Source organism: Bacteroides sp. 1_1_14 (genome assembly GCF_000162515.1).
GTDB classification, from domain to species: Bacteria; Bacteroidota; Bacteroidia; order Bacteroidales; family Bacteroidaceae; genus Bacteroides; species Bacteroides thetaiotaomicron.
In genome coordinates, this window is the sequence record NZ_GG774709.1 from 234,474 (window position 1) to 253,831 (window position 19,358).

General features: G+C 46.4%; 11 protein-coding genes. 3 read left to right on the top strand and 8 right to left on the bottom strand.

Annotated features, from left to right (window positions below):
- Window positions 1–20 precede the first annotated feature (20 nt).
- Window positions 21–785 carry a 4-hydroxy-tetrahydrodipicolinate reductase gene (gene dapB / locus HMPREF9007_RS05790; protein ID WP_008762922.1) on the bottom strand — a complete coding sequence of 255 codons (765 nt, stop codon included), beginning with the start codon at window positions 783–785 and terminating at the stop codon, window positions 21–23.
- 83 nt (window positions 786–868) lie between these two features.
- Between dapB and HMPREF9007_RS05785 the strand changes: the two genes are divergently transcribed.
- Window positions 869–2,152, top strand: coding sequence for a DUF2851 family protein (locus tag HMPREF9007_RS05785; protein ID WP_008762923.1), 1,284 nt, complete (start codon window positions 869–871; stop codon window positions 2,150–2,152).
- Between the two features lie 5 nt (window positions 2,153–2,157).
- Here HMPREF9007_RS05785 and HMPREF9007_RS05780 read toward each other — a convergent pair whose 3' ends face one another.
- The gene (locus HMPREF9007_RS05780) at window positions 2,158–4,770 is read right to left on the bottom strand and encodes a TlpA family protein disulfide reductase (protein ID WP_032850622.1); all 2,613 of its coding nucleotides are present in this window, start codon (window positions 4,768–4,770) and stop codon (window positions 2,158–2,160) included.
- A gap of 184 nt (window positions 4,771–4,954) precedes the next feature.
- Between HMPREF9007_RS05780 and HMPREF9007_RS05775 the strand changes: the two genes are divergently transcribed.
- Window positions 4,955–5,512 carry a hypothetical protein gene (locus HMPREF9007_RS05775; RefSeq protein ID WP_008762925.1) on the top strand — a complete coding sequence of 186 codons (558 nt, stop codon included), beginning with the start codon at window positions 4,955–4,957 and terminating at the stop codon, window positions 5,510–5,512.
- Window positions 5,513–5,709: 197 nt separating this feature from the next.
- Window positions 5,710–8,787 carry a chondroitinase family polysaccharide lyase gene (locus tag HMPREF9007_RS05770; protein ID WP_008762926.1) on the top strand — a complete coding sequence of 1,026 codons (3,078 nt, stop codon included), beginning with the start codon at window positions 5,710–5,712 and terminating at the stop codon, window positions 8,785–8,787.
- A 738-nt stretch (window positions 8,788–9,525) separates the two neighbouring features.
- Here HMPREF9007_RS05770 and HMPREF9007_RS05765 read toward each other — a convergent pair.
- The 6 genes from HMPREF9007_RS05765 to HMPREF9007_RS05740 all read right to left on the bottom strand — a co-directional run bounded on the left by HMPREF9007_RS05765 (window position 9,526) and on the right by HMPREF9007_RS05740 (window position 19,350).
- Window positions 9,526–10,788: a DcaP family trimeric outer membrane transporter gene (locus tag HMPREF9007_RS05765; protein WP_032850623.1), complete on the bottom strand. Its 1,263-nt coding sequence runs from the start codon at window positions 10,786–10,788 to the stop codon at window positions 9,526–9,528.
- Window positions 10,789–10,842: 54 nt separating this feature from the next.
- Window positions 10,843–11,787, bottom strand: a complete 945-nt coding sequence (locus HMPREF9007_RS05760; RefSeq protein ID WP_008762928.1) for a tRNA-dihydrouridine synthase family protein — start codon at window positions 11,785–11,787, stop codon at window positions 10,843–10,845.
- A 144-nt stretch (window positions 11,788–11,931) separates the two neighbouring features.
- On the bottom strand, window positions 11,932–14,538 hold the full coding sequence (locus HMPREF9007_RS05755; protein WP_008762929.1) for a DUF4955 domain-containing protein: 2,607 nt from the start codon (window positions 14,536–14,538) through the stop codon (window positions 11,932–11,934).
- 13 nt (window positions 14,539–14,551) lie between these two features.
- Window positions 14,552–16,516 carry a PL29 family lyase N-terminal domain-containing protein gene (locus HMPREF9007_RS05750; protein ID WP_032850624.1) on the bottom strand — a complete coding sequence of 655 codons (1,965 nt, stop codon included), beginning with the start codon at window positions 16,514–16,516 and terminating at the stop codon, window positions 14,552–14,554.
- Between the two features lie 38 nt (window positions 16,517–16,554).
- Complete coding sequence (locus HMPREF9007_RS05745; protein ID WP_008762931.1) at window positions 16,555–17,598, bottom strand: DUF5017 domain-containing protein; 1,044 nt, start codon at window positions 17,596–17,598, stop codon at window positions 16,555–16,557.
- A gap of 33 nt (window positions 17,599–17,631) precedes the next feature.
- The gene (locus HMPREF9007_RS05740) at window positions 17,632–19,350 is read right to left on the bottom strand and encodes a RagB/SusD family nutrient uptake outer membrane protein (protein ID WP_008762932.1); all 1,719 of its coding nucleotides are present in this window, start codon (window positions 19,348–19,350) and stop codon (window positions 17,632–17,634) included.
- Window positions 19,351–19,358 lie beyond the last annotated feature (8 nt).

Below are 19,358 nucleotides of genomic sequence, written 5' to 3' on the forward strand. Positions count from 1 at the left end.
TTGATAGTGGCTTTGAAGCCTTATTCGTTTAAGAATGGGAATAAATCACTCATGCCCAGATATCCCTCATGTTGGGCCGTGTATTCGGCAGCAAGAATGGCTCCCAATACAAAGCCGCCGCGATTTTTGGCATCGTGCGTGATGGAAATGCTGTCTACTTCTGACTCGTAGCGGATGGTATGGATGCCGAAAACCTCTCCTTCACGGATCGAGTCGATAGGAAACTCGTTGGAAGCGCAGGCGTCGGTGCCGCTGACGGTACCGTCCGGTGCAAGGAGCGTTCCTTTTACCCATTTGTCTTTGCGGTCCATGTTTTCCAGTATGCCTTCCGCCAGTGTGATAGCAGTGCCGCTGGGTGCATCCAGTTTATGGATATGATGAGTCTCGCTCATGGTGACGTCATAACCGGGGAATTGATTCATTATTTTTGCCAGATACTTGTTGACAGATGAGAAGATGGCTACTCCAAGACTGAAGTTGGACGACCAGAAAAGGGTTTTTCCTCCTTCGGTACATAGCTTTTTGATTTCTTCGCCATGTTCCGCCATCCATCCTGTACTGCCTGATACTAATTTGACTCCGGCTTTGAAAGCTTTCATATAATTGCTGTAGGCTACCATCGGATTGGTGAACTCAATGGCTACGTCGGCGGACTTGAATGCTTCCGACTCAAAGTCTTCCTGATTATCAACATCAATAATGCAGACAATTTCGTGTCCGCGACTAAGGGCTGCCTTTTCAAGTTCCTTGCCCATTTTTCCATAACCGATCAACGCTATTTTCATTGTTTTCTGACTTATATTCAAAATAATAGTCGCAAAGATAAGATTTTTATTACATTTGCAGTGCACATTAACTTTCTGTTAACATGGAACACCTTCTCCACTATGTGTGGAAACATAAATTATTCCCTCTCAAAATACTGCAAACCACCAAAGGCTTACTGGTAGAAATTATCGATTCCGGACTGCAGAACCCTGATGCCGGTCCCGACTTCTTTAATGCGAAGCTGAAGATAGACGGTACATTGTGGGTGGGAAATATAGAGATACATACTCATTCTTCAGACTGGTACCGTCACGGTCACGACCATGATAAAGCATACGATTCTGTGATTTTGCATGTGGTGGCCGAGGCAGATGCCGAAGTAACCCGTTCCAACGGTGAGCAAATCCCCCAACTGCTATTGACCTGTCCCGAGAATGTACAAACCCATTATCATGAACTCTGCATTGCCGACCAATATCCTGCCTGCTACTCCATCATAGGGTCCTTATCCAAATTAACGATTCACTCCTGGCTGACGGCTCTTCAGACCGAACGACTGGAGCAAAAAGCAAGGCAAATTGCCGACCGGCTGGAACGATGTGACCGTCATTGGGAAGATGCCTTCTTTATCACTCTTGCCCGTAATTTCGGTTTCGGCTTGAATGGCGATGCTTTTGAGACGTGGGCAGGACTGCTTCCGTTCCGGGCGATAGACAAGCATCGGAATGATCTGTTTCAGATAGAGGCTTTTTTCTTCGGGCAGGCCGGTTTGCTGGAGGAGGCGTTTTTAAAGAAGGAGCAGGAAGATGAGTATAGTCTTCGGCTTCGTAAGGAATTTCGCTATCTGCAACGGAAGTTTGAAATAACTCAGGTGATGGATGCCGGTTTATGGCGTTTTTTGAGGCTTCGTCCGGAAAACTTCCCCCATATCCGGTTAGCACAGTTGGCCTACTTGTATCAGAAAGTTGATAAGCTTTTTTCGCAGATGATGGAGGCAGAAAACTTGCCGGAAGTGCGTCAACTACTGTCTACTCATGCTTCTGCTTATTGGGATAATCATTATATATTCGGCCGGCCTTCTTCGCAGAAAGAGAAATCGATGGGAGAGAGGTCACAGGACTTGATTGTGATTAATACCGTTGTTCCTTTCTTATATGCTTATGGTCTGCATAGAACCGATGAGCGGATGTGTGATCGTGCCGGACGTTTTCTGGAAGAGTTGAAAGCGGAGAATAATCATATTATCCGGTCGTGGGGAGATGCCGGGCTACCGGTCGGTTCGGCGGCAGATAGCCAGGCATTGATACAGCTCCGCAAAGAGTATTGTGATAAACGGAAATGTCTCTTTTGCCGTTTCGGATACGAGTATTTGCGGAAGAAATGAGTCGTTTATTTCTCTAATAACTTATAGACTGCATTAAGAAGGTCATTTTCCCTGTTGGGTCTGGGGGCGTCACGGTCTACGATGTTTCCTTCCTTGTCTATCAATATATAGGTGGGGAAGGAGCGGACCTGCAGAAACTTCTCAATAGCACTTTGCTGCTCATCGGGCAGGTTATAGTGGACGGCAATTTTGCCGGTCAGTCCATATTCCTTGATAATGTTTTTCCACGATTTGTCCGAGGAATGGTTGCAGAGATACAAGAATATCACGTCTTTTCCCTCAAACAGCTTCTTGGCACTTCCTGCATATTGCATCATGTCCTTGCACGGACCGCACCAGGTGCCCCATACATCCAGATAAACCACTTTCCCTTTATAAGGCTCGATGATTTTGCGGAATAATTGTTCTCCGTCTGTGATCTCTGCCAGAGGTTCGTTAGGCATCAGGCTTTCGGGATATTCGATGGCCTTATGGGATATTTCTTCGTATATCCCTTGTTGGTTTAATACATAAGCCTGTAGGGAAGGATTAGAAACTTCTGCTTTGAATTTACTGATGAGGCTGTCCGGCAATTCTTTGTGAGTCTGCTGCAACATCTCATAATAGCAATTTGCCTTTAGTATCTCCTTTAATTTTTCGTCCATTTGCAGGGAGTCAATGATAGCAAGGGTACGATTGATGGAATTAGCGAGCAAGTTTCCCATCATATAGTCATTGAAAATTTCGTCTCTGCCTACGAGGCTCTGTATTGTTTTGATGCTCGGTTCCATCTTTTTGTTGTAGGCAGCCATTGTCAGCGAGTCAGCAGTATTCGCAGCTTTCATTTTTTCAATTTCTTTTTCGAAGTTACTGAAGGCGTGTAATGCGTCTTTTTCTTCTTGTGATAGCTGAATCTTTCCGTCCCTTTCAAATTTAAGATAGAGCATTTCCATCTTTTGAGGAGTCACGGTCAATCTGTTTGAAGAAGCGGGAGCAATGTCCGTTATGTATCCGACGTAATCCCGCAGGAAAGAACCATAATCTCTGAGAAGCGTATAAGGCTCTACCGGACGGGGATATAGTGCCGAGTCTACATAACTCATAAATTCCGGTTGCAGATGCTCCTGCTTGTTACGGTCTACCGAAAAGCGGCGTTGCATCAGGTCGCGTGCAGCGTTGTAGCGGATTTCCTGTTCTGTGTAATAGCGGAATTTGTGCGAGAGAAACGGATGATCATTGAGCATCTTTGCGCGATATTCTGATTTATGACGGATGATATCCTGCGTCTTTTGCAAATATTCCATATTACCCATTTTTTTCCCTTCGTCGTAGCCGATATATTCACTGAGCCCTTCGTGACTCAGCAGTTCGTTGAGGATACGTGCCTTTTCTCCCATCACTAATTTCTTTTTGTCAGCGAAGTCCACATAGAGGAAATAGGTCTCTCCCGGCTCTACGGATGTCCAGATAGTGGTACGTCCCCAATCGATGAATACGTTGTGGCTGTTCAATACAGGGAAACGGAGGGTAAATCTTCCCAGTGAGTCGATGGCGGTGGTATATTTTTCTTCTCTATCGGTGATCATATCCGGCACAGCAACCTCGAAAGGACGTGTCGAAGGCAGGTTACGCAGGTATCCGATGAGAGTCACGCTATCCGTTTGATAGCCATTGTCTACGAAAGAAGTGGTATCAGCTACCGGATAATCGGGCAGATACTTGTCGTTACAAAGAACATATGTCTGTGCCTTTTCTTTTCCGACAGACAGGGTGCAGGATGTTTCATCTTTACGAGTTAAACGCATTTTCAGTTGTTCCGTTCCATTTTTCAGGATGATGGTGGTCTGATTCTTTTTGGTGTTTATCGACTCATAATCCCAAAATTGACATTGGTAGACAGCAAAGTCTTCGAAGAATCCGATGCGCCAGTCTCCGGTCGCTTGATTTATCCAACATCCGGCGAAAGCATATATTTCAGGGCGTGAGGCGATGGGAGAGACTTTTTCATTTTGCAGTTCAGCGGCTACGTTCATTGTTTTCGGCAGGGGGAAGCTGAGGTAAAGCAGTTTGTATGATTCTCCGCTTTTGACGAGCAGCCGATATTCTTTATTGAGAAAATATCCGGCCGATAAGATATCCCATGTTTTTCCGTCATAGAGCAGTTTTCCGTCACGGGTGAATTCGTAGATTACTTTTCCGGATAATCCTTTCACCCATTTCTGATAAACGTGGTCGGGCAATGTAAGGGGAGTGAGCGGTTCCGTGTGGTCGGGGACTTGCTTGCGGACACAGTTCTTCGGCTCTTTCCAGCCTTTGTACCAGATGGTAGCGGTGTCATTATCGGTTGGTGTGATACGGAATTCCGTCGTATCTCCTTTCTGATTGCGTAAATGGAAGAAGTAGCTGCCGTCAGCTTCCTGTTTTATCTGTTCGGCATAGAAAACGACATAATAGTTCTCTACGAAATTCTCTCCGATGAGTGGGCCGTTCCAGTCAGACACATTGTCTGCTTTAAATTGCCAGTAGCCTCGCAAAGATTCGGGAATTGTCTGATAAGTGCCGGATTGGGCGAAAGCGATAGTCTGTGTGCTGCATAAAAGCAAAAGACCTATCAGGAGAAAACAGTGGGGGTGTCTCATAGGTGTGTTTTTATTTAAGTTAGTATTTCGATTTATGACAAAGGTATTTTAATATCGGAATAATGAGGTGTGGTAAGTCTATTATTTGTAGTAGTTTAACTATTTTCTTCCCGATTCGTATCAAGATATTGAACTTGTCATTATCTTTGCAGCGTTATTTTAAACTCTTAATTTATATCGTGTTATGAGAGCTAAGAAGTTTGCATGCTGTTTGATGGTCATGTCATTGCTGGCAGGTATTTCATTTATTTCCTGTGGCAATAGCTCCAGGGCGAAAGTAGAAAGTGAAGCAGCACAGACAGGAGAAGATTTCAAGTCGTTTCTGGATAAGTTTACTTCCAGCGCGGCGTTTCAGTATACTCGTGTCAAGTTTCCGTTGAAAACGCCGGTTACTTTATTGGCGGATGACGGGGAAACTGAGAAAACGTTCCCTTTTACGAAGGAAAAGTGGCCGTTGCTGGACAGTGAAACGCTGAAAGAAGAACGTATCACTCAGGAAGAGGGCGGTGTTTATGTATCTAAGTTTACGCTGAACGAACCGGCGCATAAGGTATTTGAGGCGGGATACGAAGAATCGGAGATCGACTTACGTGTGGAGTTCGAATTGCTGCCCGATGGAAAATGGTATGTAGTAGATTGTTATACCGGCTGGTATGGATATGATTTGCCGATTGCAGAGCTGAAACAAACCATTCAGCACGTGCAGGAAGAGAATGCGGCTTTTAAAGAACTTCACCCTTAAAAGCAGGACCGGCAGAGAGCATATCGGTCATTATCTATAAGATATAGCACATAATTTGAACTATTTTGTACGATTTGAACCCCTCTTTCCAACAAAAGAGGGGTTTCTTTGCATTCGGAAGATGAACAGGTGATCTTCTCTGTAAATACCGGCTAATGATAAACCGATTTACCATCGGACCTAAAACGATATATTCTATGATAAAGCAATCTTTTACTCTGTCAGTGACAATGCTGATATTGTCTTTTCTCTGTCCGGCATTCCTCAATGCGCAGATAGTTACGGATGAGCGGATGTTCTCTTTTGAAGAGCCGCAGTTACCTGCCTGTATAACCGGTGTTCAGTCTCAGTTAGGCATATCCGGTGCACATTATAAAGACGGGAAACATTCGTTGGAATGGACCTTCGAACCGAACGGGAGACTGGAACTCCGGAAAGACCTGAAGTTTGAAAAGAAGGACCCGACAGGGAAAGACCTGTATCTTTCCGCTTTCATCGTATGGATATACAATGAGCAGCCTCAGGACGCTGCTATCGAGTTTGAATTTCTGAAAGACGGCCGTAAGTGCGCTTCTTTTCCTTTCGGCATCAATTTCAAAGGTTGGCGTGCGGCATGGGTCTGCTATGAACGCGATATGCAAGGCACGCCGGAAGAAGGAATGAACGAGCTCCGCATCGTGGCTCCCGATGCAAAAGGACGCCTTTTCATCGATCATCTGATCACTGCGACAAAGGTGGATGCCCGTCAGCAGACAGCCGATCTGCAAGTCCCCTTTGTCAATGCCGGCACTACCAATCACTGGCTGGTACTCTACAAACACTCTCTGCTGAAACCGGACATCGAACTGACTCCCGTAAGCGACAAGCAGCGGCAGGAAATGAAACTGCTGGAAAAGCGTTTCCGTGACATGATCTATACCAAAGGGAAGGTGACGGAGAAAGAAGCCGAAACCATCCGTAAGAAATACGACCTCTATCAGATAACCTATAAGGACGGGCAAGTGTCCGGAGTGCCCGTTTTCATGGTGCGTGCTTCCGAAGCCTACGAACGGATGATTCCGGACTGGGACAAGGATATGCTGACCAAGATGGGAATAGAGATGCGTGCCTATTTTGACTTAATGAAACGGATTGCCGTGGCTTACAATAACAGTGAGGCAGGATCACCGATCCGCAAGGAGATGAGGCGGAAATTTCTTGCGATGTACGACCATATCACCGATCAGGGAGTGGCTTACGGTAGTTGCTGGGGCAATATTCATCATTACGGATATAGCGTGCGCGGACTTTATCCGGCTTATTTCCTGATGAAAGATGTATTGCGGGAAGAAGGAAAACTGCTCGAAGCGGAGCGTACGTTGCGTTGGTATGCCATCACCAACGAAGTATATCCCAAGCCGGAAGGCAACGGAATCGACATGGATTCTTTCAATACACAAACCACCGGGCGTATCGCAAGCATTCTGATGATGGAAGACACACCGGAGAAGCTGCAATACTTGAAATCCTTCTCCCGATGGATTGACTACGGTTGCCGTCCTGCACCGGGACTGGCCGGTTCTTTCAAAGTGGACGGAGGAGCTTTCCATCACCGTAATAACTATCCTGCCTATGCCGTTGGAGGACTGGACGGGGCAACGAATATGATATATCTTTTCAGTCGGACAAGCCTTGCCGTTTCCGAATTGGCACACCGGACGGTCAAAGATGTCCTGCTTGCCATGCGTTTCTACTGCAATAAACTGAACTTTCCCTTGTCTATGTCTGGGCGCCATCCCGATGGAAAGGGGAAATTAGTTCCCATGCACTATGCGATAATGGCAATTGCCGGAACTCCCGATGGAAAGGGCGATTTTGATAAAGAGATGGCATCCGCCTACCTGCGTCTCGTATCTTCCGATTCCTCTTCTGCGGAACAGGCACCGGAATATATGCCGAAAGTTTCGAACGCTCAGGAGCGTAAGATTGCCAAACGACTGGTAGAGAACGGTTTTCGTGCCGAACCCGATCCGCAGGGTAATCTCTCGCTAGGCTATGGCTGTGTATCTGTGCAACGGCGTGAAAACTGGTCGGCTGTGGCACGCGGACATTCGCGCTACCTTTGGGCAGCCGAACATTATCTGGGACACAATCTCTATGGACGTTATCTGGCACATGGAAGTCTCCAGATACTGACAGCACCTCCGGGACAGACAGTGACTCCCGCCACCAGCGGATGGCAGCAGGAAGGTTTCGACTGGAACCGTATTCCGGGAGTGACTTCCATCCATCTCCCGCTGGACCTGCTCAAAGCCAACGTGCTGAATGTAGATACATTCTCCGGAATGGAAGAGATGCTTTATTCGGATGAAGCCTTTGCCGGCGGCCTGTCACAAGGAAAGATGAATGGTAACTTCGGAATGAAACTGCACGAACACGATAAGTATAACGGAACGCATCGTGCGCGAAAATCCTTCCATTTCATCGATGGAATGATCGTTTGTCTAGGCTCGGATATCGAGAATACAAACACGGATTATCCAACGGAGACGACCATCTTCCAACTGGCGGTGACAGATAAAGCGGCACATGACTATTGGAAGAATAATGCGGGTGAAGGAAAAGTATGGATGGATCATCTGGGTACCGGATATTATGTGCCGGTTGCTGCAAGATTCGAGAAAAACTTTCCGCAATACTCCCGTATGCAGGATACAGGCAAAGAAACGAAAGGAGACTGGGTATCATTGATTATCGATCATGGGAAAGCACCGAAAGCGGGAAGCTACGAATATGCCATTCTGCCGGGAACCGACCGGAAGACGATGACTGCCTTTGCAAAGAAGCCTGCCTACAGCGTATTACAGCAAGACCGGAATGCACATATCCTTGAATCGCCTTCGGATAAGATAACTTCTTATGTGCTTTTTGAAACTCCCCAGTCACTGCTTCCCGGTGGATTATTGCAGCGTACGGATACGTCCTGCTTAGTGATGGTCCGTAAGGAATCTGCTGATAAAGTATTATTGACTGTAGCTCAACCGGATTTGGCATTGTATCGTGGTCCGAGTGATGAGGCTTTCGATAAAGACGGAAAACGTATGGAGCGCAGCATCTATTCCCGCCCGTGGATTGACAATGAAAGCGGTGAGATTCCTGTGACGGTGACTCTGAAAGGCAGGTGGAAGGTAGTGGAGACCCCTTACTGCAAGGTGGTATCCGAGGATAAAAAACAAACGGTACTCCGCTTCCTCTGTAAGGATGGAGCCAGCTATGAGGTAGAACTGGAGAAATAATCTTTTGTTCTGTGGTATGCTATTTGAATAATCAGATCCCCCAAGAGCATTTACGGCCAAAGGAATCGGCTGTAATAGCAGCAATGAAAGCTGAGGAACCTACATATCGGTCAGGCTCTCCACAGTGATTTGATAGCCGTTTTGCTCTCATGCTCTAACAAATGGTCTGTATCCTTTTATTCATCGTGGTTTTCGGTGTGGTAGCAACTGTGGTGGCAGGTATGAGAGCAAACGGTTGCTCTCACTCTGTCTCATCCTGATCTGTCTCATTTATACAATGTTATCTTTTGACTTACAGGATGTTAATAGCTGATTTCTCAACTGTTAACGTTTGATCTCTCAGCCATTAATAATTGAGAAATCAGCTATTAATGACTGAGAGATCATCCATTATTGACTAATAAATGATTTAATGCTTCCTAAAAGAACAGGGCAATTGAAATAACTGATACGGTTGAGTTAATCGGATCGGGCGGTCAAATCATCCGAATCGAGTATTTCTCCTGATTGTTTCATGGGGCGAAACCTTTAGTTTCAACGCTTGAAACCAATGGTTTCAACCTTTGAAACTAAAAGTTTCAAGCGTCTGAAACTTTTTGAAACAAATTGAGACTGACTAATAAGTCAATAGTATCATTAATTCCCTTCCCGAAGGAGGAGATTTAAGATACCACCGACTTTTTAGTCGGCCTTAAAATGATGTAGGAACTTAAATTCTGTTGAATGATCTTCTGCAAATTAGAACATGAACATAGCGACTGCTACAATACGGTTGTTGCTGACGGAGTGGGTGTCTATGATTTTACCATCCGATTTATCCAGCTTGCCGTACCATGCCGAACTCAATGTATACTCAACTCCGAACTTCCAGTGAGGAACGTTGTAGGTAAGTTCAGCTCCGGCAGTTACCAGTTTATCGAGGTTGGTTCCTGTTCCATAGAGTTTTTCAGAGACTAATTCGTCGCTTGTTCCTAAGTTTTTGGCGTATCCTACAAAGATTCCCGGTTTCCATTTTTGTCCGTAGACTACATTCAGCCAGGAACTGGAGAAGCGTATCGGAGTGTACTCCTGTTCTTTTGTCTTGTTGTCTATGTGCTTAATTCCAAATCCTCCCAAACCGGATGCTTGTGTCAGGTTGGAACCTAATACGCTTTTGGCGCCGATGAACCAATTTTTATTGGTATATTTTACATGGGCCTCATAAGAGAGGGTAGTGATACGTTCGTCTACTTTGTACGTATGTGGGATTGATATAGTACTATTGGTGGTCGGATCAAGCGTCTTTTCTTCCCATGAAGATTGAGTACGTGGCTTTAATGAAATCATTTCAATGCCGGCACCCGCCAGAAATCCTCCGTTTTTGTAATCTGCTCCGACATAAATCTCAGGGATATTGCTCTTCTTTATGTATTCCTGACTTTTACCGGCAGGTCCTTGTGACAGATACTGAGACTGCCATACCAATGCTCCGGTCAACTGAAGGTGTTTGTTGTTGAAGCGATAACGAATCTGCGGTGCACGGCTGAACGGCTGGAACGGTGCTCCTACGGAAAGATTAAGAATCTGAGGAGAAACATCACCGAACAACGGATGCCATGTCTGACCTACCAGCACAGCCGACTTTCCCCAGTCCAGATTAAAGTATGCATGGCGCAGACGAATGGTGGAGTAAGAAGTTCCCGACCCGCGGAAGTCCACTTCCACTTTGGCGGATGTCTTGGCTGTTCCCAACTTCGGGCCTGCCACATCCAGTCCCAAACGGGAATATAATGTATAGAAATTACTGTTCGATGTAGCGTTCAGGTCTTCACCATTGCTGTCGAGCACTTCATCTTTGGGATACATGTAAAACAATCCGTCTACAGTTTCCTCGTTGGCACGGCTGTTATAGTAGAAGTCCGTGCGAATCTGTCCGTAGAATTTGAATTTAAAATCCTTTAATTGTGCGAAACTACTTGATAGTGTCATCAAGCAGAGAGATAATAGAATGTATTTTTTCATAATGTGCTTGTTAATAAACGGGCGCAAAATTACATAAAATAACTGATTATCAATCTACCGTTGATTAAAAAAGGCACCGACAGCCTGATAATATTTGCTGATATTCGTACTTTTATGAATCGCTTTCAGTACTTTTCTGTCGGCTTGGGGTGCCAGGTATTCCCAAAAAGTCTTCATTTTAGTCAGTAGCTGTCCCTCTCCTCCTTCCAATAGCACGTCGTAATTGTTGTACACGCTTTTATGCATGGATTTCAGTCTATCCCTCATTTCATCGGGCGCAAGCGTACGGTTTTCTTTGTATTCCAGTGCTAAGGCCGGATTTGCCAGTAGTCCGCGTCCTATCATGATTCCCGCCAGGGAGGGGAATTGTGCGCTGATGCGTTGAATATCTTCCAAATTATGAATGTCTCCATTGTAGACAAGCGGAAGTCGGCAGACCTCCCGGAAAGCTGAGAATACTTGCAAGTCGACTTCTCCTTTGTAACCTTGTTTGCCCAGACGGGGGTGCATGGTGATCTGGCGCAGAGGCAGGTCATTCAGTATGGGGGCGAGTGCCAGGCATTCATCCGGCTGTTCCCATCCCAGTCTCATTTTGACGGAGAAGCTGATCTGCGGATATCGGGTGACAATGCTGAGCAATGCTTTCACCTCTTCGGGATAAGGAAGGATGCCGGAGCCGTTATGACGTTTCGCCAGAAGCGGGAACGGACAGCCTAGGTTTATATCCACTTCCTGATATCCTTTTTCGATGAAAAGGGATAAAATCACTTCTGCTTTCTCTGCCGAAGAGGCTATCAACTGAGGAATCAGGTGGGTTACCCCATTGTTCTCGGGTTCGATTCCCCGGACATCTCTGCGACGGAAGTTCCCTTTTTCCAATCGTACAAACGGAGTATAATAGGTGTCTACACCGCCGAAGAAGGCGTCATGTGCATTGCGGTAAATTGCTTCGGTGTAACCTTGCAGCGGAGCAAAATGGATGGGTAGTGTATCTTGCATATCTTTTAATTTGCTGCAAAGATACGGAAAAGTAAAAGAGAGGAACCTCACGGCCCCTCTCTTTTGGGTGTTAAATTGATTAAAGTCTGATTTTTATATACGTTTTTAACTGAAGGTTAGAAAAATCGTGCGGGTGATTGGTTGTTATTTAAGGGCGTTGAGCCATCCGGGTACATAGCCCAGACGTTCCCGCAATTGTGCCTCGTACAAAGATTCGGGGGATACCTTCATACCGGTACTTTCTTCGTATGTGACTTGTTGCTGCTCTTTACCGGGAAATTTCACATTCATACCATGTGTACCGACTACGATAGGCGGGAAAATCTTCCACCATGTATCGCTGTCGCTCCACCATGCGAAGTTAGAAGCGTGAGAATCCGTTCCGGTCACATTCAGATTCCATAGGGTGAGGTCGCCTAAGTGATTGGGGACTTCATTTTCATCGCCTCCTGCGCGGTAGTATACAAGTCCGCCGCTGCAATTGTCTATCAGCGTGGCACGGGGTTGTGTGGCGTGGGATTCGAAACAGGCGTCATTGCCCCAGGTTACGTTCCATAATACGGTTCCTACACTTGGCTTCGATACGCCGCAGCCGTGGAACTGCCCTTGACAACTCTTTCCGTATACGTCATTTCCTGCGCTTTCATCGCGGACTTTGCCGATAAAGACGCGTGAAGAACCTTGCGAACGTACGGCTGAATGTCCGCGTTTTCCACTGATACGGATATCATATGCCGAGCTGTTGGCAGATTCGGCAAAAGTAAGCGCTTCGCTGACACTCTCGAAGTGGACGTTGCGTACCCATGAATTGACTACACGTTGCAGCAGCAGCGGTTTGTAGGCTCCGTCGTATTGCCAGCCTACTTTAGCCTGTTCGGTGTGTCCTTCTCCGTGATGGGCGTAGCCGTCCAATGCGTTTCCTACGAAGCTCAGGTCTTCTATACCGACATTCTCCAGATATTTGTACGTGCGGATTTCCCATCCTTCCGTATCGTTATACTTGATGTCGATGTCGTGCATGATCGGTTCGTAGAAAGTGATCTTGCCGTTTGCGGCGGATTTCACCTGATGAAATTCGGTGATTTTTACTCCATACAGGTCGTCGGAGCTTTGGTTGATGGAGATAGGGGCTTTTGCTATCGCCCAGTTCTCGTTGAGGGCAATCGGACCGATCTCTTTCTTTACCAGTTCCCTGTCTCCGCTGCGCAAGCGCAACTGTACCCACTGTCCGGAGGAGATTCCGGTGGTTCCGCTGACTTTCACGGTAAAGTCTCCGCGCTTGGCATTCTCGGTTACGGAAGCGAGCTTGGGGGAGTTACCGGCATTGTTCGGACCGTTGGTGTGCTTGATTGCCAACAGTATAGGTGATGAACTGAGATTGCTGATACTTGTCGGCAGATTAGGCGTTTCCATGATCAGACGGGTCTTGTCGGGACCGTCGCCTTTGATCACAAAGTTACCGCCATAGATTTCAATGCCACTGCTGACATTGTTGTTTTTCGAGTCAACGGCGTCCTTCTGCTTGCTTTCGTCGCGGGTATTGTCGTCATCGTTGTGAAGAACGTAGTCGCCTGCGGGGAAATAGATTACAATCTTCGCGTTGGCGTTCAGCTTGTTGGTTCCGTTTACTTTTGTCATACCTTTCTCTTGCAGGATGCTGATCAGCGCTTCACGGGCGGTCATGTTCTTGGCGGTCATGCGCTCTTTTACGTTGATCACTTGGTATCCTAAAGAAAATGCGCCTTGCGGCGCACTTTCTCCATGATTATATCCGGCATACGAATAGTCGGGCAGCACATTGTTTTCTCCTGTCTTGAAGTGTTGCCAGGCTATTGCCGAGTTGGCATCTATCTTCGTGGTCAGCAGTTTTACCGGAAGTTTCACTACCCGGCAGTAACCTTCTTTCGAGAATATCTTGATGTAAATCTGTTCTTCGTATTCTTTCCCTTGCACGTTTGTTTTGGGGGCGGTGACGATCAGTTTGTTTTCCGTCAGTTTCACGCCCCATGTCTGGTTTTCGATGGTGGCTGTTTCCACGTTGGCTTGTTCTACCACGAACTCCTGCTTTTGTCCCAGACCGAAAGTGGCTGTGCCTTCATACTTGATTGTCAGGTAGAAGTCTTTTCCGTAGATGGGGACTTTTACTTGGCTGTTGTCGGCACGGATGGTAAAGGTGATCTGTCCGGTCGCTTCGTCGATGGTCACGTTGCTGAACAGGGAACTTGCGTTGGCAACGGCTTGCGTTCCGTCGGCAATCTGGTTGTTGCCTAGTTTGTTCCAGGTGCTTCCGTTGTCAATAGAGACCAGCCAGAAACCGTTTGCATCTACTTTCAGTTTCGGGGTGACGCCTGCTGTTCCCGCTTCGGGGATGGCGCTTACCGGTTTGTCGTTAACGAGCAGTTCGGTGGTCATGTCGTTGATGGTATATGCCCAGTGACCTGACGCGTTGACGCTGAACAAAGGCATATCGTTCATGTCTACTTTGCCGCTGTATATGGTTACAGTTTCGCCGTTACTCAGTTCGATGGTATAGTTGTCCTGTTCATCCTTGCTATATCCCACCACCAGAATCTTACCTTCAACCATCTGCTGATAGTTGCTGATGTCCGAATTCATCTGTTCTATGCTCGCTTCCAGATTGGCTACCCGTTCTTTCAGGTTGTCAATGTCGGAGCGCAGATCATCCCGTTCGTCGCACGAGTAAAGTGCGACGAGGAGGGTGATACATATGATTGATATTACTTTTTTCATACGTTAGTCGATATTAGTTGGTTGCACCGTATTCGGCATATTCTGCATTCGGAACGAAGATACCGTTGGCGAGGTCGAAGGTGCCGCCGTCGAACGGATTTGCTTCTGCCAAAGGAACTACAGTGTTTGGGTATCCGGGGGCGGCGGTTCCTCCGAACGGATTGAGGTTGATTACAGAAGTTCCGTTGTTATAGCGAATATTATCTGCAAATGTTAATGTTCCGATAGCTCCATCTCCTACATTTATTAATGTGGCATTTTTATTTCCAAAGTTTGCGTTATAGAAGAATAAGAGGTTAGAGAAAGTAACATCGTTATTTACGTTTGCTCTTACAAGGGACTGAGAACTAGAGATAAAATTGATGAATGTATTATGGCTGATTATCACTTTTGAATCCAAATTCTGTCCTTGTGCAAAGAGCAGACAACCGTTAATCGTATATTCTATTGTAGAAGGATAAACTACGTTGTTTTCGAACGTTACAGATGTGCATGTGAGTCCCTTGGTGAAGTTTAATACGCGTGAAGCTGTCCAATCTTTAGTCACATTAAATTTAACTAAGCTCTTAATGATAGAAATATTTTCAGATACGCCTGCATTATCGGCTGCACAATTAACCAGATTTCTGGCTTCATACACAGAAAATTCGCTATTACTGAATGCCAGATGAGAAAGATTACCTGTAATTGAGAATACATAGTTGGCAAGTGTGCTGGCATCCATGTTGATATTCATAATGAAAGCTCCCTTAGCACTTGCTGTTCCTAAGATAATAGGTTTGCTGACAATACATTTAACCTTTTGCTCTGCATTGTCTCCGATAAGAACTAGGTTATCGAGAGTTCCGGTTCCAGTATACGTAATTTCAACTCCCGGTTTGATGAAGTAAACTCCTGCCTGGCTGATTTCCTTGCTTTCAGACTCGGAAGTAATCAAGGTTGCTTCTCCATATCCATCTGCGCCATCTTTTTGTATTTTGATTCCGTTTATTTCGATAGTTCCTCCTGCGTTGTAAAGTTCATAGTAGCTGTCAACTACCTCTACAGCCTTCACCTGAATCTTGGCAACCGCCCAACTGGCACCCTTATTAACCTGCACTGTTACGTCGGAACCGTTATCCGCCGTTGCACGTGTACTCATTGCGTTTGCCGGAGCTGTAATGCTCAATGTAGCTACATTGGTCGTTTCATCCGCTTCGCTCACAGTAGCCACCCATCCGGCAGGAGCAGTAACGATAATGTTTTCACCTTTTACTTTTACAGCCGTAGTGGCAGTCTTGCCATAGCCTATTTCCCAGTATCCGTTCTTCATTCCGGTTTCCGGTTCGGTGATTTCGCAAAGCAAGTCTTTTACGATAGGGATAGAGATAGCTTCCGTCTGTCCTTTCAGTTTGACAACGAAGAATTCCCCGGTTGAATCTACGTATACTTCCTCAAAGAAAGAGTCTGCACTGCTTCCTCCGGAACCATCGCTGACTGCGGATACCTTTTGACCGTCTGTGTCGAGTACGTCTTCCCAGCTGGTTCCGTTATCATAACTTACCTGCCAGAAACTTCCCTCGTCCGTAATCCGGAACTTGGGAGCTATACCATCCTTACCGGGAGTGCCCACAGCCTGAACAGGTATGCCATTCTGCATCAATACCTCACCGTTCACTACCCATTGGCCCTCGTCATTGACAGTAATCTCTGGATAAGCAACTTCTCCCTTCGAGCCTTGTGTCAGTGAGATGGTTTCTCCGTTACTCAGTTTCAGTTTATATGTACCGTTTGTATTCGTCACTTCTGTGATAGTCTGACCACCTTCAAGCAGTCGCTTGATAGCTGTCATGTTATCGTTCAATAGACTGACTTGTGCTTCCAAAGACTCTACGCGGTCTTTCAGATTGTCAACATCGTCTCTCAAGTCGTCTGTATCGCACGCTGCCAATGCAAACAGCGCAAATGCGGTTAACATGATTGATTTAAAGTAATTCATAGATATAATGTATTAGTTATTATTTTATTCGTTTATTTTTATTCCACTACGTTTACCACCATGTGGTAAGTAGTCGTGGAGGAATGATCGATATTGGCATTACGAGCGAGGAATGTCACGTTGTAGATACCAATTTGATTGTAGGTATATGTGTACTTATCCAGACGCTGGGTAATATCCTTTACTTTCGTTCCCTGATCGGGGCTGCAAGAGTTAACGGTAATCAGATCGGAAACCAGCCAGCTGTATTTCAGCGGATCGTTGGCATTGGTACTATGGATGAAGAAGGAGCCGCCGCCTACACCTGTCAGGTTCCAGATACCGGATACGTTATTGGTAACTGTCCCGTATTCACGGTCTTTGGTCATGCTGGTCTGATCCTTCAGATTCCATTTGTTCTTCATATTGATCGGAGTAAAGCCGAAAGAACCGGCAGAATATTCTGCTTCCTGTCCGCTCGTCATCACATTATTGATGCGCATCCGCTCAAAGTACATCTTGGATTGTGCCACTGTATTGTCAATGCCACGGTAGCAGATAGCGATTGCAATCCGTTTGCCCATGTATTCTTTCATATCAAAACTGTATGGAGTGGCAAGATCGGCATTGCCTACCGCCGCTGTCGGGAATGCGGACTGCGGAACCAGTTCTTTCCATTTACCGTCTTTCTCAAATTGCTCTACAAGCAAAGAGTCAGCTTCGAAATTATCCTTGTATAATCCGGTGAATTCATCGGAGATATATACGTGTTTCTCCAATGTCGTGCTCGGGTTACCGTACTGGAACCAGATAGAGAAGTTCAGCATAGACGACTTGATCTGTGAAGGATCAATTGTTTCGCGTTCGCGATATTCGTATTTGCTGCCCGCTTCTCCACTGAAGAATGTCAGGAAGTCCGGATCGCCCGAAAGGATGAACTCTATCGGAGTACCTTTTTTGGCAGTAATGATCTGTCCGTCGAAGCTTACATTCTCGTTGGTCGCTACTTTTACGTGCAGACCTACCGCTTCGTCCAGCCCGTCGCTGCAAGCCCCGAAGAAGAGACTTGCTACACAGATGGCTATGAGTTTATATGTTTTCATAATCTATGATACTTTTATCGATGAATACTGTGATTACCAACCCGGATTGTTCTGTGTGATATCTTTGTTCACACTCATTTCCGCATCCGGAATCGGGAAGTAGTTGTAGGTGCTGGAGATGTTGAAGTAGGTATATACGTTGGTAGGTCCCTGCGTCCAGTTGTTGCCGGATTGTGCTTCGGTTACCAATGCTCTCATATTTTTCACATACTCACCCCAGCGGATCAGGTCGAAACGGCGGGTGTATTCGAAACAAAGTTCCATGGCACGTTCGTCTTTCACGGTCTGGCGGAATTCTTCCTGCGTCATGTCGGGAAGCTCGTTCAGTCCGGCACGTTCTCTTACTTCCTTCATACATTGGTAAGCCAGAGTGGTAGGGCCGTTGTTCGCTTCGTTTTCCGCTTCTGCGATCATCAGCAGTACGTCAGCATAGCGCAGGATCGGGAAGTTGATAGACGTATAGTTCTTGTCTTTCTTATCCGCTTCGTATTCACGGCGGTATTTGCCGCACATACGGCTGAAGTTCTTGGTGGCTGTGGTCTTTTCTGTGTCATCTGCGTACTGGTAAGTTCCGCGTTGCTGACCGTATTGGGACATTACTTCAGCAAGTTTGCCCTGCTCAAATTCACGGTGGGTAACGCCTGTATTCTTGCCTCCGGCTTCTTTGTATTCAAACGGAGCGATACTCCAGTTGAAACGTTTGGTATCACCGTTGTTCACATAAAGGTTGTACAGTTTCGGAGTGCTGTAGATAAAGGCATAGCCATATCCGGGGTCTTTGGCTCCCGTCACATCGCTTTTGGAGGACAGATCCGGACCGGCGAGTCCGATGATGTTACCGATACGGCCTTCGGCTTGTGTATCCGAAGTGTTGTTGCCGGCAAATTCGGCTTCCCAGATGCTTTCGTTGGCAGTGGTGTTATACTTGTCGGAACACATATCGATGAAAGGGTCCCAGTAGTTGGCAGCTAGTTTGTGACCGGCAGTCATTACTTTCTGGGCATAGAAGCTGGCTCTTTCGAAATAGTCTTTCTTTTCGGCCTGTGTGGCATTGCGACCTTCACGGTAATGCTCGCCTGCACGGAACAGATATACACGTGCCAGTATGCCCCATGCGGTAGACTGAGAGATACGTCCCGGCTTGTAAGCAAGATCGGAGGCCGATTTCAGACCAGTATCGGCGGCATCTGCCATTTCGGAGATGATGAAGTCATAGATTTCCTGCTTGTCCGTACGCGGGATATTCAGGTTGGTAACGCTTTGGGTTGAAACTGTTTTGAAAGGAACATCTCCCCAGCACTCTACCAGATTGAAATAATAGAATGCACGCAGGAAGCGGGCTTCGGCGATGTACTGTTCTTTGACGCCTGCATCGAAACCGTTTACTTTGTCGATGTTTTCGAGGAACATATTGGCACGGTTGATGCCTGAATAGAGGGCATACCAGAAGGCAGTCACGGCGTTGTCACTGGTGGTGGCGTTGTTGCAGATCAGTCCGGTAGATGCGGGACCGCGTCCGCTGCCTCCGTAGTGGGATAAGTCGTCACCGGCTACGAGGTACATATAGTCACCGCCGTAGAAAGTAGGTTGCGACAGTATGGCGTAGATGCCTGTCAGGAAGGAGTTGGCTTCAGCGGGGGTGTTGAAGTAGTTCTCCGGCGTCAGTTTGGTAGGTTCTTTGTCCAGAAAGTCACAGGATGCCATGCTGAAACCTGCCAATAGAGCTATGATTGTTATTTTTAATGCTTTCATAATCGAAT